The 17,036-nt window shown below is 43.2% G+C and carries 10 protein-coding genes; 4 read left to right on the top strand and 6 right to left on the bottom strand.

The window, feature by feature from the left end; genetic code table 11:
* The first annotated feature begins 77 nt into the window (after positions 1–77).
* Positions 78–668: an aminoacyl-tRNA hydrolase gene (pth, locus tag Xvie_RS10110; protein WP_086109202.1), complete on the top strand. Its 591-nt coding sequence runs from the start codon at positions 78–80 to the stop codon at positions 666–668.
* A 111-nt stretch (positions 669–779) separates the two neighbouring features.
* Positions 780–1,871, top strand: coding sequence for a redox-regulated ATPase YchF (gene ychF, locus Xvie_RS10105; protein WP_086109201.1), 1,092 nt, complete (start codon positions 780–782; stop codon positions 1,869–1,871).
* Positions 1,872–1,984: 113 nt separating this feature from the next.
* Here ychF and Xvie_RS10100 read toward each other — a convergent pair whose 3' ends face one another.
* The 3 genes from Xvie_RS10100 to Xvie_RS10090 all read right to left on the bottom strand — a co-directional run bounded on the left by Xvie_RS10100 (position 1,985) and on the right by Xvie_RS10090 (position 5,849).
* Positions 1,985–3,403: a M60 family metallopeptidase gene (locus Xvie_RS10100; RefSeq protein ID WP_167376263.1), complete on the bottom strand. Its 1,419-nt coding sequence runs from the start codon at positions 3,401–3,403 to the stop codon at positions 1,985–1,987.
* A gap of 310 nt (positions 3,404–3,713) precedes the next feature.
* Positions 3,714–5,102, bottom strand: a complete 1,389-nt coding sequence (locus Xvie_RS10095; protein WP_086109199.1) for an amidohydrolase family protein — start codon at positions 5,100–5,102, stop codon at positions 3,714–3,716.
* 255 nt (positions 5,103–5,357) lie between these two features.
* Complete coding sequence (locus Xvie_RS10090) at positions 5,358–5,849, bottom strand: DUF7823 domain-containing protein (protein ID WP_086109198.1); 492 nt, start codon at positions 5,847–5,849, stop codon at positions 5,358–5,360.
* Positions 5,850–6,224: 375 nt separating this feature from the next.
* On the opposite strand from Xvie_RS10090, the gene Xvie_RS10085 reads away from it, so the two are divergent.
* Both Xvie_RS10085 and Xvie_RS10080 read left to right on the top strand, forming a co-directional pair.
* The gene (locus Xvie_RS10085) at positions 6,225–7,148 is read left to right on the top strand and encodes an AraC family transcriptional regulator (protein ID WP_086109197.1); all 924 of its coding nucleotides are present in this window, start codon (positions 6,225–6,227) and stop codon (positions 7,146–7,148) included.
* Positions 7,149–7,293: 145 nt separating this feature from the next.
* On the top strand, positions 7,294–7,872 hold the full coding sequence (locus Xvie_RS10080; protein ID WP_086109196.1) for an NAD(P)H-dependent oxidoreductase: 579 nt from the start codon (positions 7,294–7,296) through the stop codon (positions 7,870–7,872).
* Between the two features lie 171 nt (positions 7,873–8,043).
* Here Xvie_RS10080 and Xvie_RS10075 read toward each other — a convergent pair whose 3' ends face one another.
* From Xvie_RS10075 to Xvie_RS10065, 3 genes are all read right to left on the bottom strand, one after another.
* A complete protein-coding gene (locus Xvie_RS10075) occupies positions 8,044–8,874 on the bottom strand; it encodes an alpha/beta fold hydrolase (protein WP_086109195.1) in 831 nt (276 codons plus the stop codon).
* A gap of 450 nt (positions 8,875–9,324) precedes the next feature.
* Positions 9,325–10,689: a hypothetical protein gene (locus Xvie_RS10070; RefSeq protein ID WP_086109194.1), complete on the bottom strand. Its 1,365-nt coding sequence runs from the start codon at positions 10,687–10,689 to the stop codon at positions 9,325–9,327.
* A gap of 8 nt (positions 10,690–10,697) precedes the next feature.
* A complete protein-coding gene (locus Xvie_RS10065; protein ID WP_244175567.1) occupies positions 10,698–17,015 on the bottom strand; it encodes a protein kinase domain-containing protein in 6,318 nt (2,105 codons plus the stop codon).
* Positions 17,016–17,036: the final 21 nt, after the last annotated feature.

Here is a 17,036-nt window from a genome sequence, read left to right as displayed (position 1 = left end):
AATGAGTTTTGTACTCAAGCCTTGAGATAGGTAAACTAACCCCCTTTTGTTTTATTGCCAATAAGCGAACCTAAACCGTGAGTAACATAAAATTAATCGTTGGCCTGGCAAACCCCGGAGCTGAATATGCACAGACCAGACATAATGCCGGAGCATGGTTTGTCGATTTGCTAGCACAACGCCATAACCAGTCCCTGAAAGAAGAGAGTAAATTTTTTGGCTATACCACCCGCATCAACATTAATGGGCAGGATATTCGTTTACTGGTACCAACCACTTTCATGAACCTCAGCGGCAAATCTGTCCTTGCCATTGCTAGCTTTTATCGTATTCAACCGGATGAGATTTTGGTTGCACATGACGAGCTGGATCTACCGCCCGGCGTGGCAAAAATGAAACAGGGTGGCAGTAATGGCGGTCATAATGGTCTGAAAGATATTCAAAACAAATTCAGCAATAACCCTAACTTCCATCGTCTGCGCATCGGTATCGGCCATCCGGGCGATAAAAATAAAGTCGTGGGTTTCGTACTTGGCAAACCCCCTGCCAGCGAACAAAAACTGATTGACGATGCCATAGATGAAGCATTGCATTGCACTGACATCCTTATTAAAGATGGCATGAACAAAGCGATTAACCGCTTACATGGATTTAAAGCCAGCGCTTAGCTGGGAGTGCGTGGCGCAGCGGGCTATTGCGTGTATAATAGCGCCAATTTTTATAACTCACCGACAAGCATATTGCTCGTTGGTTTATAAGTGATTTAAGGTGATAAATATATGGGATTCAAATGCGGTATCGTTGGCCTGCCTAACGTTGGGAAATCTACATTATTCAATGCGCTGACCAAAGCAGGTATCGAAGCAGCAAACTTCCCGTTCTGTACCATCGAGCCAAACACAGGTGTTGTGCCGATGCCAGATCCTCGTCTCGACCAATTGGCTGAGATTGTTAAACCACAACGCATACTGCCAACCACCATGGAATTCGTGGACATTGCTGGTCTAGTAAAAGGTGCTTCAAAAGGTGAAGGTTTAGGCAACCAATTCCTGACCAACATCCGTGAAACAGAAGCGATCGGTCATGTGGTTCGCTGTTTTGAAAACGACAACATCATCCATGTTTCTGGTCAGGTTGATCCTGCTTCAGATATTGATGTAATCAATACAGAACTGGCTCTGTCTGATTTGGATACCTGCGAACGTGCTATCCATCGTGTACAGAAGAAAGCCAAAGGTGGTGATAAAGACGCCAAAGCAGAACTGGAAGTCTTGGAAAAATGCCTTCCCCACCTTGAACAAGCAGGTATGCTGCGTTCTTTGGATTTGAGTGCAGAAGAAAAAGCGGTTATTCGCTACCTGAGCTTTCTGACCCTGAAACCAACTATGTACATTGCCAACGTCAATGAAGATGGTTTTGAGAATAACCCACACCTTGATATCGTCCGCACTCTTGCTGAAAAAGAAGGCTCTGTCGTTGTGCCCGTTTGTGCGGCCATCGAATCCGATATTGCAGAACTGGAAGATGCTGATCGCGAAGAGTTTATGGCAGAATTGGGGCTGGAAGAGCCGGGGCTGAACCGTGTTATCCGTGCTGGCTATGAATTACTGAACCTACAAACCTACTTCACCGCAGGCGTGAAAGAAGTTCGTGCCTGGACTATTCCGGTCGGCGCAACAGCACCACAAGCTGCGGGTAAAATCCATACCGATTTTGAAAAAGGCTTTATCCGTGCCCAAACCATCGCATTTGATGATTTTATCACTTACAAAGGTGAACAAGGCGCGAAAGAAGCTGGCAAAATGCGTGCAGAAGGGAAAGACTATATCGTTAAAGATGGCGATGTGCTGAATTTCTTGTTCAATGTCTAAATCTAAATCATTTTTCTTGTCTTAAGACATTTTAGAATGTCTTATCGAGACTGATAAAACCCACGCAGTTGCGTGGATTTTATCAGACGGCTCACTGCTATATAATTTGATGTTTATAGCGTTGATTTTGGAAGATTAAGAGCCTTAATGTCATCACGGGTTTGTTTGTTAATAGCCCACCCCCAACCGACAAAGAACTCCGTTAAATCAAAACCTGAGACCCTGCTTGCACGCAAGGCAAACTTGTTTATTTTCTCTTCATCGCTGGCTGTCTGCTTCAACGGATAGTGTCGATAATAGCTGTGAAGTTTACGATAAAAGTCAGTCCCCAATCCTTTCCTCAGTTGCTCAAACATTACCAGTCTTACCCAGATCATACTATCCGGCTTCTCACTGTTGAAATTGCGGTTAGGGGATCGCTTGAATTCCTTCGCGACTTCATTCCAGGTTAGACCAGTTAAGCCATTATCCATTTTATTGTCTAATCGGGAAGGAAAACCTAATAGCGATTGAATATATAGAGAATAAATGTTAACAGTGCTTTCTTCGACAGGTCCCCAAAGCCAATCACACTGTTGATAATGATGTCCAATTTCGTGCCATATTCCCCAAGCGGATGATAATCTGTCCGGGTTAAGTACATCCAGTGCACTGTCTCTCGGCATACCTACTATGTAATCTATCGCATACATGTAAGCGTCCTCAATATCCTTTGGCGGAGAAAAATTATCCTCAATAAAATGAATTTTAAGCGGGGACGAGAGATCTTTATTATCGCCTTGAGCCGATAAACCAGAGATATCATCGTAGGCATTTATGATGCGTTCAATTTTACTTAGCAACACAGCCGGATCTGCCTTTGCAGAATGATTATAGATCTTTCGTGTTACGGTGATTATGCTTCTGCGATCGGTCATCTCAATAAATGGCGATTGACTGTATTTCTTTAACATATTTCGCCATTCATTAAGTGTTGTCTGCCCCGCGATATAAAAAGGAACGGTTTCACCTCCTTCAAGAACCTTAATTGACGCTTTCGCGGAGTTTAGTGTCTCAGAATGAGGCAGGGAGTAACGGAAATACATCATCCCGCTCGCAGGAGATGTAAAGGTGCTGATGTTATCCTTTGAGGACACGAGAATAGAGTTATTAACCGAATTATCAAACATCTCTCCCGATGTATTGGAGGCAGGAAGCATCGGGGAACCAAAAAAGATCGCAATGGTCTTCGCTCCGGTTAACGACAGGCGAATAGTTTCACCTTTACGAACATATAAGCCAGAGGGGAAATAATCTGCCAGCTTCATCGTGCGCAGACGTTTCAATTCTTCTGTGGCAGAGGGCAAAACAGGTAATAGATAACGTTTCTCCACATTGTTTATATATGAACTATTGTTCCCCTTTATGCTGACCCAGTAATGTTTACCCGCCACATTATCATTAATGGATTGTTTTGCTTGTGCGTCCCCAGAAATTAAACAAAACATAAAAAGGAAGCCAAAACGTAGCATATTGTCAGTGACATTTATCATAATTCTCCTCCATAAATGGTAGGTATGAATTTTTCGTGGCCTGCCATTAAGTAACCACATTGATTATCACCTTACAACATTACCTTTAAGATCTGTCTATATCAACAAATTTTAAATGACTATTAATGAACTGATTAAAAAAGAAAAATCCTACAAACCCATAACAAATGGCGGCATACGGAGTGAAGTTTGTCACCTTGAATGAGGTCAATTGACCCAAAGTTATTCAAAACGTTATGGTCCGCCATCTGACGAAGCAAATGACCGTAACACGAATAAAATCCACGCAACTGCGCGTGGATTTTCTAACTTATACCGTTTTCTCTATACTCCCCCACACCATTTCCCCTTTATGGAACGTCGCAGTCCGTGGCGAAATACGCGCCACCGCCTCGGCGGAACAGGAAGCATCCACCAGCACAAAGCTGGCATCATCCTGCACTTTAGGCCATACACGTTCGCCTTTATCATTAAGTGGCAACACATCACCGGTGGCAATCGCCAGCGCACGCGATAACATTTGTTCACTCGGATGAACATATAATTGTGCGTACAGGTTGGCCTTCTCCAGCATGTCACCCAAACCATACGGCGACCAGTGATCAATCACGCTATCGGTACCGGTCATCACAAATACACCTTTATCGCGTAACTGCTTGAGCGGCATATTCAGCGTACCAATAGGCACAGTCGAAGCAATAGTCACCTGCTGTGCAACCATCCGGGCAGCTATCTCATCCACCTGCTGTTCGTTAAGTGTCGCCAGCGCAAAGGCGTGGCTGATGGTCAATTTGCCTTTCAACTGAGGTGTTTTTTCCACAGTTTCTACCATGTAATTAATTGCCGCTACGCCTGCCGGACTGGTTTCATGCAGATGAATATCCACCCCTTTGTCATAATCCAGTGCAATCTGGAACATAGTATCAAGGGATTTCTCCATCAAGCCATCAACGTTAGTCGGATCGAGACCACCCACGTAGTTCGCTCCCATCTGCATTGCTTCACGCATCAACGGCTCCGATTTAGAAAATAATAAACCGTGTTGCGGAAAAGCCACAATTTCACAACTAAAACCAGATTGACGACGCGCCAGCACCGCTTGCAAGTTTTCGAGATTTTTCAGGCCAGAGACTGGCTCGATATTACAGTGGCTACGGGCGATAGTGGAGCCTTTCGACTGAAGAAGATCAATCAACTTTTCCGCGCGCTCTTGGGTATACGGTTGCAGTTCCGGCAAAAGTTTCTGTTCTAGTTTAATCATGTCCTGAATCGTGGTGCCTGCTGGTCGGTTAAGAGCACTCCACGGGCCACCATAAAATGTTTTATCCAGATGGATGTGCATATCCCTCATCGCCGGAAGCATTAGCTTGCCACTTGCATCATAACGAGGTAGCGTACTGTCCGAATACTGCCTGTTCTCACACAGAGCAACAACTTTGCCATTGTTGATTTCCAGTGTTGTCAGCTCAGTAAGCGTGCTGATAGCTGTCTGCTCCTCAAATACAAACCCTGACTCCAGCAAAACGTTATCCAGATAATAATGTTTATCGGTTATCTTCGTAGAATCGCTCGCCTTATCATTTGCTGTAGCTGACTGAGCAGCATATGCGGTTGGGCTGATTGCACCAAACAACGCGCAGGTAGTAACCATTTTGCCAGCCTGACTTAAGAACTCACGACGGTTTTTATTTTTGTTCATGTTTTTTCCTTTTCAGAAGTTAACAATTGTGGTGGTTCAGAAATCGATCTACTACGATTTATACTTTTCTTTATATTATAAATAATGATCAAAGCCTGATATTCTTTGGAGCAGGCTTGGTTGTCATGGTGAACTATTCAGGAAAACCAAGAATCAATAATATTATTGTTAATTACAACGGACTCTTTCATATAATCGCCCAAATATGAAAAAGGCCACGCATTAACGCAGCCTTGGATGCAATGTAAATTGTAGTTAACTCCAGTTAAGGTAAAAACGCTTGGTTTCACCTACTTGCTCATTTTCCATTATAGAAAATAATTTCATTACATCTGTACCAGTATACATAAGAACTAGTTCAGTCAAATAACCAACCATTAAGTTGATACTTCTACCAAAATGATAAGCTACATCATCGACTGTTATATCAAGGTTTTTTCCAATTAGTTCCTCTATAGCAAGCCTATTTTCTTGATGAAATTTTATCACCATATCTATAACATTAGGATTATCAACATTATCATTATCATTATCATTATCATTATCATTATCATTATCATTATCCGAGAAAAACCTGAATGACGATATACTCCCAATCACTGTATTGTTTTCTATTATATCTAAATCACCATAAGCAGTTATATCATCTCTAAAACATCCCAATTTTTTTACAGACGTAAAAATCCCTGGTTTAATATCAAAAGATAAAATATAACCTTTAGGCTCTGGTTTATTAACTTCAGACATAAATCCCTCACTTATTATTCATTAAAATTCAAGTTAATTTTATTCCTCTGTCAAATGATCAATTTATATTACTTATATCGAATTCTTATAGCAATATATCGCAATAACTCAGATATTAATATACGTTAAAATATGGTTATTCATTATAAAATAAACTCATTGGTCTAATGAACAATGAGATGAGTTATAAATTCAAAGTTTGCTGCTTATGAAAAATCCCATATGATCAGTAAGGCTCATTTGAGAATACTTTCTCTACAATTCTTGCCTAATCCTCCAATCAACCGCTGTTATTGATACAAATTTCCACCGTCTAGCGATATGCTACATAACGTACTAATAAACATAATTTCTATATCAATAAGGAAATAGAAAATGAATGCATTGCATTACCAATCCGATAGAGTAGAAATCGCAATCCAGTTGCAGCAATTGGCTAGTAAAGTGGCTAAGTTAACGCGTCCCAATACACACGCGGTAAAAACAGCCATTCCGCAATTGACGCTCTGCCATTTAGAACAACCAACAGATCCAATAGGCCAGCTATACGAGCCCAGTATCATGGTTATTGTTCAAGGAGCAAAACGGGTGACAATTGGTGATCGTTCTTATTGTTGTGACTCTCAACAATTTTTAGTGACTTCAACAAATATCCCTACCATTACCCAAGTTTGTACCGCTTCGAAGGAAAAACCCTTTATTGCCCTGATGTTGCAACTCGACATACAGGAAGTTTCAAGATTGATGGTTGAAAATAAAGTCATGATAAAACATCAAACGCAAGACAAATGCGCATTGGCTGTAACCTCTGCCACAACTGGCTTATTGAACTGTTTTAACCGATTATTGGATATATTGAATACACCAGAAGATATTCCTGTCCTCTCTCCCTTAATACATAAAGAGATCATCTATCGATTACTGAAAAGTGAGTTGGGAGGACGTTTACAGCAAATGGCTTCTCAAGAAAGCCCAAGCCACCAAATCAGCCATTCGATTAAATGGCTAAAAGAACACTTCGCCGATCCGGTCAAAGTCGAGCAGCTTGCTCAAATCGCCAAAATGAGTCCCTCTTCTTTCCACCACCATTTTAAAGCTGTTACCTCAATGAGTCCGTTACAGTACCAGAAGTGGCTACGTTTACACGAAGCAAGAAGAATATTGCTGACACAGCACTGCAATGTATCAACCACTGCATTTCAGGTTGGTTATGAAAGTACTTCCCAATTCAACCGTGAATATAATCGCCTTTTTGGAGAACCACCCTGCCGAGATATCAAACGATTGCGGACTATCTAAAAATAGTAAATGCAAAAAAATAAATGTAGAAAATAGATACTACTGGATAATCAGGCAATGATTAGCAATGAATAGGCACCCGTTCAATCAAAAACAACTCTAAGATAATCCTTAATTTATCAGTGGAATAAACTTGAGGATTATTATGGGTCGTATTTTAGTTATTAATTCAGCAAAAGATTTTGGCGAATCGAAAGGAGAACTCAATAATACCTTAACCGAGGTTATCAAGGATCACCTGACAGAAATAGGCCATGATATTCAGGTAACACATGTGGATAAAAGTTATGATATTGCTGCCGAAGTTGATAAATTTATTTGGGCTGATAGTGTAATTTACCAAATGCCGGGTTGGTGGATGGAAGCTCCGTGGATTTTAAAAAAATATGTCGATGAGGTTTTTAGTGCTGGTCACAGTACTTTATTTAAAGATGATGGTCGAACTCGCAGTAATCCTGCCAAAAAATATGGTTCAGGTGGTCTGACACAAGACAAAACTTATATGTTTTCAGTCACCTGGAATGCGCCATTAGAATCATTTGAAGATCCCAATCAATTTTTTGAAGGAAAAGGCATTGACAGTGTTTACTATCCTTTTCATAAAGCAAACCAATTTTTAGGCATGTCGCCATTACCAACGTTTGCTTGCCATGATGTCATAAAAAATCCACAAATTTCTCAGGACATTGAACGATTAAAAAGACATTTATCAGAATTTTTCTAAAAGTTAATTTATTTCCTATATCCAGTCACTTCTAGATCATAGTTTGGAGGATGGAAATCATATATATCCACTTGTATATCAAGTGGATATTTTATTGAATTTAGCCTGAATTGAATTATCAAGAATATAAATCAAAATTGGAATTAACTTAAGCTATTTCATAAAGCCACATCATTGAAACTCCTTGAGAAAAGCAGTCAGAATTGGATTAAATAATTCAGGCGAATCCCAGAAAGGTGCATGACTAACACCAGTTAAATTGAATATTTTTCCTTTCCAAAGATTCCGGTAATTCAGACCATTAATATAGTCAAAATTAATATATGGATCATCTGCTCCATTAACAATCGCTAACGGTATTTCACTGGTTTCAGCCAATAATCTTTGATCAGTTGCCTGAGGAGAAAGAAAGGATTCAAACATATACTGCCGTGCCAACCCATCTGTTCTTATCACCGCTTCAATAATAAAAGGTTCATGAGGCGCATTAACTCCATAGGTGTCAGATACAAAATTCTTGATATCTTCCTCAGTAAACTCCGCTTTGCCAGCAAGCCCTACTCCCGGACGAAAACCAAGAGCCACATTATCTGCACCGACTGATACTGGTAGAGTACCACAAATCATTAAACCAATCATCTTAGGAAATAAAGCCAGCATTTCCAACCCAATATGACCGCCTAATGACCAACCAAAGACCACTACTTTGTTAATACCTATTTGTTCCAGCACCTCAATGATTGTGTGTGCATAACTGGGCATTGAATATGCCTGACTTGGTTCGCTGGCATTTGATGATAAACCATGCCCGGGTAAATCTAACGCCAAGACCCGATATTCTTCTTTTAACTGATTAATTTGATGACAGAATACTTCTTTACAACTTGAGTTGCCATGGATTAAAAGAACAGGTAACCCACTACCCCCTGTATCTATTACCGAAATAGATGAATAACGGGTTTGAATATCATAGTAATTAATATCACCGTGTGTAGTAGCCATTATTCTATCTCCTCAAGATTAATATTAAATTAACTCATAAAACCTGAGTTTTTTATCATCTGCAAGGTTATGCAGTGCTCTTTCCTCACTTAAAATCTATCAGTTACTTCATATTTTTCGTTTATTTTTTATATATGCAGCACGCCCATAACAAATTTTTAATATTAAACTCCAAACTCGATATGCAATATTGTATACGCGTTAATGCAAATATTTAAAGGAATACGAGTATGTTTACTCCTAAATTAACTGTGTTGTACTTATTAGTCGAATCTGTCTATTCAACATATTATTGAGTATCTAAGGGGATTCTGTAGCTCCAATATAATAATGCTCGCGTTATCGTTTTCTCCAGAGATCATTCAACATGGGGAATTGCCATGAGGGCAGTGCCTGATAACAGCTTATTGCTCGGGTTTTCCACGTTGAAAGAAATAAATCAGCTCAAGATCATTTTGATATATTGTGGCTTACCACACGTTGTTGTCGGACAGCATCAACTCTCTCTCTGACTTTCATCTTACCACTGCCGGGAGGTAATGCCCTATCAATCGTCAGTTCTGCACCGGATTTTGCCAGATTCTCCTGTAACTGATGGTGTTGATGGCACCAGATAGCATCAATATCTCTATCACGCGAAGTATCTCTTTCTTCTGAAAATGCCACGGTTCTGACCTGAAAACGAGCACTCTCTTCGCCACCAGCACCAAGCTCTAGGCCATAATCCGGCATTGACGGATGAGAAATTACCACTTGTCCGTCAGTCAACCACGCATTAACCGTATTTTCATTCACCTGATAACCCAACTCACGCAATCCTTCCAGCACAACATTGCGTCGTTCTGCGGCTATAATACGTTGCTCTGTCCGGATAATCGCATCGTTAACAAGCTCCAAACGAGCGGTTACCTCTGAAAACGAGCCTTGCTGTGACATGCTGTCGGCTTCACGGGCAATGGTTATTGCCTCTTTATCGTCCAGACATTCCAACTCAGCGATTGCTATAGCCAGCTGGGTACGAAGATTCCGCAAATGTTGTTCCTGACGAATCTGTGTTGTTAGTTCAAAAATCAGTGAATCTGCTCTTAGCTGCCTTTGTACTTCATCTTTTAGTGATAAAACTGTTTGATACTGTGCTTGATATGATGAGAGATCACGTTGGCTATCAAGAATACCCAGTTTGATTATCATGGTTTCGATTTGTCCAAACTGAATAGCCATTTTCAAATCCGGTGTCGTTGGTGCCTGCCAGTCACGTTGAAGATCTACACCTTGCTCAGCTAGTAGTGAAGACAATAATGCCGATTGTTCTTTTGTCAGATGCGATTGTTCTTTGGCCGCCAGTTCTAACGCCTGATAAAGTAAAGCGCTTTGCGGATCCTTTTCATTCTGTAATGACTGAAATAATGCTGTATTCAACGGATGATTGACCGGTAGTTTCTCTTTGAGTATTCCAGCTAAGAATGTCATATTTTTGCTGCGATGATGGTGTTTTCTTGCTTTTTCAGCCTGTTTTTCCAGTAATTCTGCCTCAAGCAGGAATATCTCATCCTGAATATCTTGCGTAAATTTCTCAATACGGCGTTGCAAAATATCCATTTCATTCGGTGATAAAGAGATGCCCTCCTGTTTTATACATGTATTTAATGCCTGAAACCGCTGTGAAAACAGCTGGTTTCGTGTTTCATCCACATAGGAAAGCGCTTGGTTGATATACTGCCAATGTTGGTAAAGCGGCCTTAATCTGGCATGTGCTCGTTGACATGCAATAAAATGTTGTTTTCTGATCCTGACTGTATGTAGGGATGAACTCATAACAATACCTATAGATTATGCGTTGAGAAGGCTTGTGTAATCGCTGCAATTAGTTTCTGCTGTGCGATATCTGGCTGATGGAACCATTCCGCGACAGAAATCCGGTAACGAGCCGGAATCACATGTTTTAATACAGACGCCCGCCATACTTCCCGCGCTCTTGCCTGTTGTAATAACGGGTGGTGTGGCATATCGCATTCCAGCCCGATGATATATTGCCCGCTGTGTTTATCTTCAATAATGCAATCAAAATAGAAAACCCCAGCTTGCTGCACTTCGGCTATCTGCCACCCTTGTTGTTGGACGGATTGTTGCTCGAATTGTTGTAGGAAATTCACCACGGATTGCACAAAACCATCATTAATCCGGTTGTTATCACTCAGGCCGGTATTTGTTCGGCACATTCTGTTAAATAACGCCTGATTATGTTCGTTTTGTCCGGTTGCCAGATTACGGGCAAACGCCAGATACCCTTGTAAGAAATCACGGGGAATTTCAGGTTTGCGGTAAGTTGAAAGCAAGTCAGATATTTCATCCAGCGGCATGGATGAAAAGATAATTACCTGTTTTCTGGCGCGGGTAATTGCCACATTGAGCCTCCGCTCTCCACCTGTCTGTCCTAATATCCCGAAATTGCGCCGGAATGTCCCTTGTTTGTTACGTCCGAACGTCGTGGAAAATAAAATTACATCCCGTTCATCACCCTGCACGTTCTCAACGTTTTTTACAAACAACGACATATCCTCACCCTGCTCCTGCCGCTGTATTTCCTGACCATAAGCCTGACAGAAATCCGTCTCTGTTTCAGTGCGCTCAATCAGGAGATGCTGGATCAGCTGTGCCTGTTTCTGATTAAAGGTGACAATACCGACAGACGGGCGGTTTTCAAATGGTGCCTGCCATATTTCAGCCAGACACGTTACAATGGCTTCCGCCTCGTCGGGGTTAATCTGATTGCTGTACGTTCCATTGATCATCTCCAATGACAACGGTTTGATCTTACTGAGTACTTTTTCTGAGTGCTGTGCCGGGATATTCAGACGTTTTTCGTAAAACGCATGGTTTGAAAAATCAATCAGATCACGGTAAGCAGAACGATAGTGAATATCGAGCGTATAAACCGGTAATACCGTCCGTGCCAGATGCAATAAATCAGGACACTCACCGATTTGGCGATAGCCCCACTCACTTTGCGGTTTTTCCTGTTGCTGTTCCGGGGAGCCGTTTTCTTCGTCGTCATCCTCATGATTGACCGAACCTGCAAAGAAACTGGAAGGCGGCATCTGTTTCTCATCACCGCTGACAATCATTCGCTTACCGCGATACAACGTTGGTAAAGCATATTCTATCGGCATCTGAGAGGCTTCATCATAAATGACCGTATCAAAAAAACCGGCTTTGAGCGGTAAAACCTGACTGGCGACATCCGGTGTCATCAGCCATACCGGACGCAGACGCATCAGGCCGAACGCTTCCCCTTCTTCGATAAATTCCCGTAATCTTCTGGCCCGTTTTCCTGTTAAACGGGTAATCTCTTCCCAATCTTTTCGCGGGCTGATTTGCTGATATTCTAATCCCTTATTGAAGGCGTCACGGTTCAGTGTCTGCAACTCTGCCTGTGTGTTTTCCAGTTGTTGAGCATGGTAGTCCAGTGTGTCCTGCTCTGCGGATAACGCGGGGGTGCAGCGTTCGAGCAATGCTTTCAAAGCTAAGTAATAAGAGTGTCTTAGTGTTTTCTTAATGGTTTGACTTAATGCGGTATCGCTCAACTGGGAAAGTTCGGCGGCATAAGGGCGCAATAATGCCAGAATTTCCCGATGAGTCTCACCGAAATCGCCAGAAAGCGCACTGAACTGCAAATAAGGCTTTAACGTCGGTAGTGCTGCCTCTATAGCAGCAAGATCGCGGTTAAGAGACGTCTGATTTTTAATCGCCTCGGTAAATTGCTGCTGTGTCTGAATAATCAGATACGGAGTCAGTACACTGAATGCGGCACGGCTCTTTTCTTGTGCCTGAGCGCGTATAATCGCCGCCTCAATTTCAAGACACTGCTGTGAAAAACCGGCGTGCTGGCCGTCACATATGGCACTGAATAAATGAATTGGCTGCGGATAATCCACCACAAACTGCGCCAATTCGGCAATCCGACGAAGGTTATCTGTCGTATTTTCCAATGCCTGAAGTAATAAAAAGGTATCAGGTTCAGAAAATGCTTCTAACCCAAGTTGTTGATGCAACTGATTCAGTTCATTACGGATAAGGCGCCATGTCTGCTCGGCATTAATTGAATGAGAAAATGCTATGTGCTGTGTCGGATTATCGCTGATACCGTGCGTAGCAGAAAAAATGTTAAGTTTGCGTTGACGGACATAATAAAATGGGTTCAGGTACAGCCAGAATGACGTATGTTGTTTTTCTTTTAATGCCTGTGACAATTGTGCAAGCAACAGGTTTTCACAATCCGCCAGCAGATGAAATAAGCGAGGATCACACAACGAGGTATCAACCTGCTGTAACTGCGTAATCAGTGCTTCCAGTTGGCTGATAACCTGTGAACCATGCGACTGTTGCCCTTTTTCATCGCGGAACTTTTCATTGTAAAACTTTTCATTATGAAACAGTGGCAGCCAACGGGCAAATTGCTGCCATGTCAGAGAAGATAATGAGGCAAATGCTGTTTTACAGGCTGCCAGTGCGGCCTCATGGTGAGTCAATGTTTCAATGGCGATTTGTGTATAAGGCAGTATCAGGGTCTGTTCCCGCTCTGCTTCAGCCTGCATAAATCCGGCAAAATACTGGTTGAACTGCTGACAACTGTCGTCATCCGCAGAGAAAGAACACAATTGTGACAGCGGGCTACCCTCGTAATTGGCAGCCAGCCATAGAGGTGCGGCCTGAACAATATCATCAATGATTCTGCCTGTTTCAACCGCGTCCGGTGAACGGAACAATGGCTGCAATTTCGGTAAATCTAGACTGATCCCTGCCTCATCACGCCATGCAATCAGGGAGGCCATCAGTTGACGATAAGAGACTCCTGTCATTTCATGATACTGGTATAACCCATTATAATAATCATCCAACTGAGATTCATATTTGTCCATGCGCTGGACGGCAATATCACGCTCACGTACCCAGTTTGTCGTCTGATCATTGGTTTTCCGGCGCGTAAACAGACCATCAATCTGTGAACGCACCGACTGAATAATATCACGTCCTTTCTGAGCTTGATGTACAAGCACAATGCGGTTCATCAGGCCACAAGCTATCAGGCGTTTATACACGACTTTCAGTGCCGCCGGTTTTTGACAAATCACCAGTGCTGTTTTCTGCTGCCCGATAGTATCCGCAATCAGATTAACAATCGTCTGGCTTTTACCGGTCCCCGGCGGTCCTTCAATCAATAACCCCCTGTTTTGCCGTGCCGCCGCTACCACCGTTTCCTGAGAAGGGTCCATCGCATTGACAAAATAACGTTCTTCTGTTTTTAACGGTAGAGACTCTGATGCTTCGGGTTCCGCCAGCCCCAGTGCTTTTTCCAATGCGGTGTTTCTAACCGGCAAACCAGCAAGTTGTTGTAGATCTTCGCCGATAGCCTGTCCGATGAATGACGTGTGAAAAAGTACGGCTGAGCAACACAGTGATGCGCTGTTTTCTCCGATTTCCGGATCCGATGGTAATGCAGATAAATTCCTGACCGTCACCGGCATGACAACAGAGAGCTTCTCCATCACACCATCGACCGTCAGTCCGGCATACCCGAGAAGCTGTTCCAGAATCGCCTGCCACTCTTTTACCGGAGGAATACCATCCAAACTGACCAACGCGGGATTGAGTCTCACTGCTCCGCGTTCATTATCAAACTGCAAACGGGCAACACCCCGCAGTCCGGCATTCATCACCAAATTAACCGGCCAGAGAAACAGTGGAGCAATACGGGGTTTCATCTGTAAAGGCCAGGTATGAATAAGCAAAAACGGAAATCCCAGATACATGCCATTTATACCAGTATCACGTTGATATAGTTCAGTTTTTGACTGCAATATCCTCAGCCTGTCGTTGACTTTGGGCATTTGCAATAAGGTCTGGCTATCGATTGTAATAGCATTTTTCGGCCTGTTAATTAAATGTTGTAACAGATCCTGCGCACTTTTCTGAATACCATTTTTCTGGACACCATTTAGTTCAGTTAGATCAATCCGGCCTGCCGATGGGGTCAGACGCATACGAACTAAAGAGCCCCGTTGTGTATTTGCGGTAATTTTCCGGGTAAAAAACTGCATGACCTGCTGAATATAGCGCTGTTTTTCTGGTACGACCCAGTGTTCCGCAGCAATCGCCAGCATCACAATGATCTGTTCAAGCGGCAGACGCTGTGTCAGTAAAAACTGTTCTGTCCATTCATCAATATCTGCGATTCCACACCGACAAAAATTACCGATCCGCTCTCTTAACTGCTGATACAGTGTCAGACGGGGTAACTGCAATAACTCTTCTGCCTTCGTACGCTCAAATGTACTGATACGATAGCGTTTCGCCAGTTTAATTGCCTGATCCAGTAATGTCTGGCGTGCAATAAACTGTCCGATGTCGGCACTCAATAATAGAATAAGGTCTTCGTTCTGTAGATTCTGCCTGTCAATCAATGTCCGTAAGCCACTGTGATGTGTATCGGGAAACAACTGATGATGTGCCTGCCAGCGGGCAATAAGCTGACTATGGGAGGTAATCAGCAGATAAATTTTCAGTATATTTTCATTCAGGGTGATTTCCAGCGTCGCTGCCCGGCTACGGATCTGCTGCTGACGTGAATAAAGCTGCACCAACCAGTGCTCAGGATCGATTTTCCGTAACAGTTGTGCCAGTGGAGCATTAATCAAACTGTAACTGATATCCGTATGTTCTAATAACCAAGAAGGCGTGATGAGCTCACCCCGGTAAATAAACGGCATATCCGGATTCAGTACCTTTAAGGTCAGCATCAGGCGCAGGTTGTCATCAATCTCTTGGGTATCGGCAAAAAGACGCAATTGCGGGTGGATTGCTTCATAGTGACTCATTCCGGCAAGCCATGAGAAAAGTTCACCACGCAGTAACAAGGACAAGGCTTCATCCCATTGCGCGGTTTCTGCCGCTTTCAGAGCAAACTGTGCTGGTTGGCCATATGCCTGTCCGGCAAGCGTAATCTGTCGCCCATGTTGTGGCTGCTGCTGATTCGCCTCAACCGGCGCAGCCATCGGTCGCCCGTCCAGCCATGCTGATACCTCCGGCCATTGCCAACGCTGTGTGCGATCACGGGTTAATAATCCACTCAGCAGAATGCGGATATTCTCATCCAAATCATCCGGGATGGTGACACCGTGAGTCATCACCTGAATCAAAAACGCATTGGTGTGAACCTGTTCAAAACAGCGTCCCTGAGTGAGTTGTTCGAGCAAAATAATGCCCAAACTCCACCAATCAGAAGCAGCGGACACTCCTCCTGCTAAGATTTCCGGTGCACTATAACGGCTGATATCTAGCGGTGAAACGATATCAAGGTCGAACTCCGACAAACAGGCAGAACCAAATTCGATAATCACAAGATCCAGTGGCGAACGCTGACGGATCATAAGATGGGAAGGTCTCAGATCACGGTGGCGTAAACCATGCTCTGCAAAGGCGGCCAGTGCCTGCCCCATTTCCCGGATAAGCAGAGGGATCTCTTCTGATTGCCAATAGTCGCCCCGGACAATAAATACCTCTAACGAGCCTCCGGGAATATGTTCTGTCACATGCCACGGTCTGCCGTGTTGACGGCCTGTGTCCAGCAACTCTGGTACGTGGCTTTTCGGCAAAAGCCGAAATACATCATAGACAGATTGATCGGGTTCTTCACCCAACAGATAAAGCGTTAAAATCCCCTGTTGACCGGTTTTCTGATGAGTCACATAGTAGCGCTCACGCGGACTATCACTGCCATTGATCCGTTCACCCAGCATCCAGTCCCCGATATATGCCGGTACTGGCTCTGCGGGTAAAAGCGTTGTGTTCTGAGCAATGGGGGTTTCCACAGAAAATTCGGCAGCATCCTCACCACATTGCAGACAAATAAGATCACCTTCTTCCATCGGGTGACCGTTTACACAAACATAAATATGTTCCTGAAGCTCTGCATCTGCGGATTCTGCCGTTGGTACGCTGTCCGGTGCTTGCGGACGCCAGCCTGTTTCATGGATAGGTTCAGCAGATAAATCCCATCTGCACGGCTGTGTGCTGATATGACCTTCACAGAAAATTTCGGTCAGTGGTCGCTCTGTCTGACAATGTGGGCAAAAACGCATCATAACCATTACATACCTGTTGTT

Source organism: Xenorhabdus vietnamensis (assembly GCF_002127535.1).
GTDB classification, from domain to species: Bacteria; Pseudomonadota; Gammaproteobacteria; order Enterobacterales; family Enterobacteriaceae; genus Xenorhabdus; species Xenorhabdus vietnamensis.
The sequence above is the reverse complement of the archived record's forward strand: the minus strand, read 5'-3'. Positions and strand labels throughout refer to the sequence as shown.

Bases quoted from the DNA above. Each gene is read 5' to 3' on its own strand.
- ychF (WP_086109201.1), top strand. From the start codon at position 780: ATGGGATTCAAATGCGGTATCGTTGGCCTGCCTAACGTTGGGAAATCT.
- Xvie_RS10100 (WP_167376263.1), bottom strand. From the start codon at position 3,403: ATGATAAATGTCACTGACAATATGCTACGTTTTGGCTTCCTTTTTATG.
- Xvie_RS10095 (WP_086109199.1), bottom strand. From the start codon at position 5,102: ATGAACAAAAATAAAAACCGTCGTGAGTTCTTAAGTCAGGCTGGCAAA.
- Xvie_RS10090 (WP_086109198.1), bottom strand. From the start codon at position 5,849: ATGTCTGAAGTTAATAAACCAGAGCCTAAAGGTTATATTTTATCTTTT.
- Xvie_RS10085 (WP_086109197.1), top strand. From the start codon at position 6,225: ATGAATGCATTGCATTACCAATCCGATAGAGTAGAAATCGCAATCCAG.
- Xvie_RS10080 (WP_086109196.1), top strand. From the start codon at position 7,294: ATGGGTCGTATTTTAGTTATTAATTCAGCAAAAGATTTTGGCGAATCG.
- Xvie_RS10075 (WP_086109195.1), bottom strand. From the start codon at position 8,874: ATGGCTACTACACACGGTGATATTAATTACTATGATATTCAAACCCGT.
- Xvie_RS10070 (WP_086109194.1), bottom strand. From the start codon at position 10,689: ATGAGTTCATCCCTACATACAGTCAGGATCAGAAAACAACATTTTATT.
- Xvie_RS10065 (WP_244175567.1), bottom strand. From the start codon at position 17,015: ATGATGCGTTTTTGCCCACATTGTCAGACAGAGCGACCACTGACCGAA.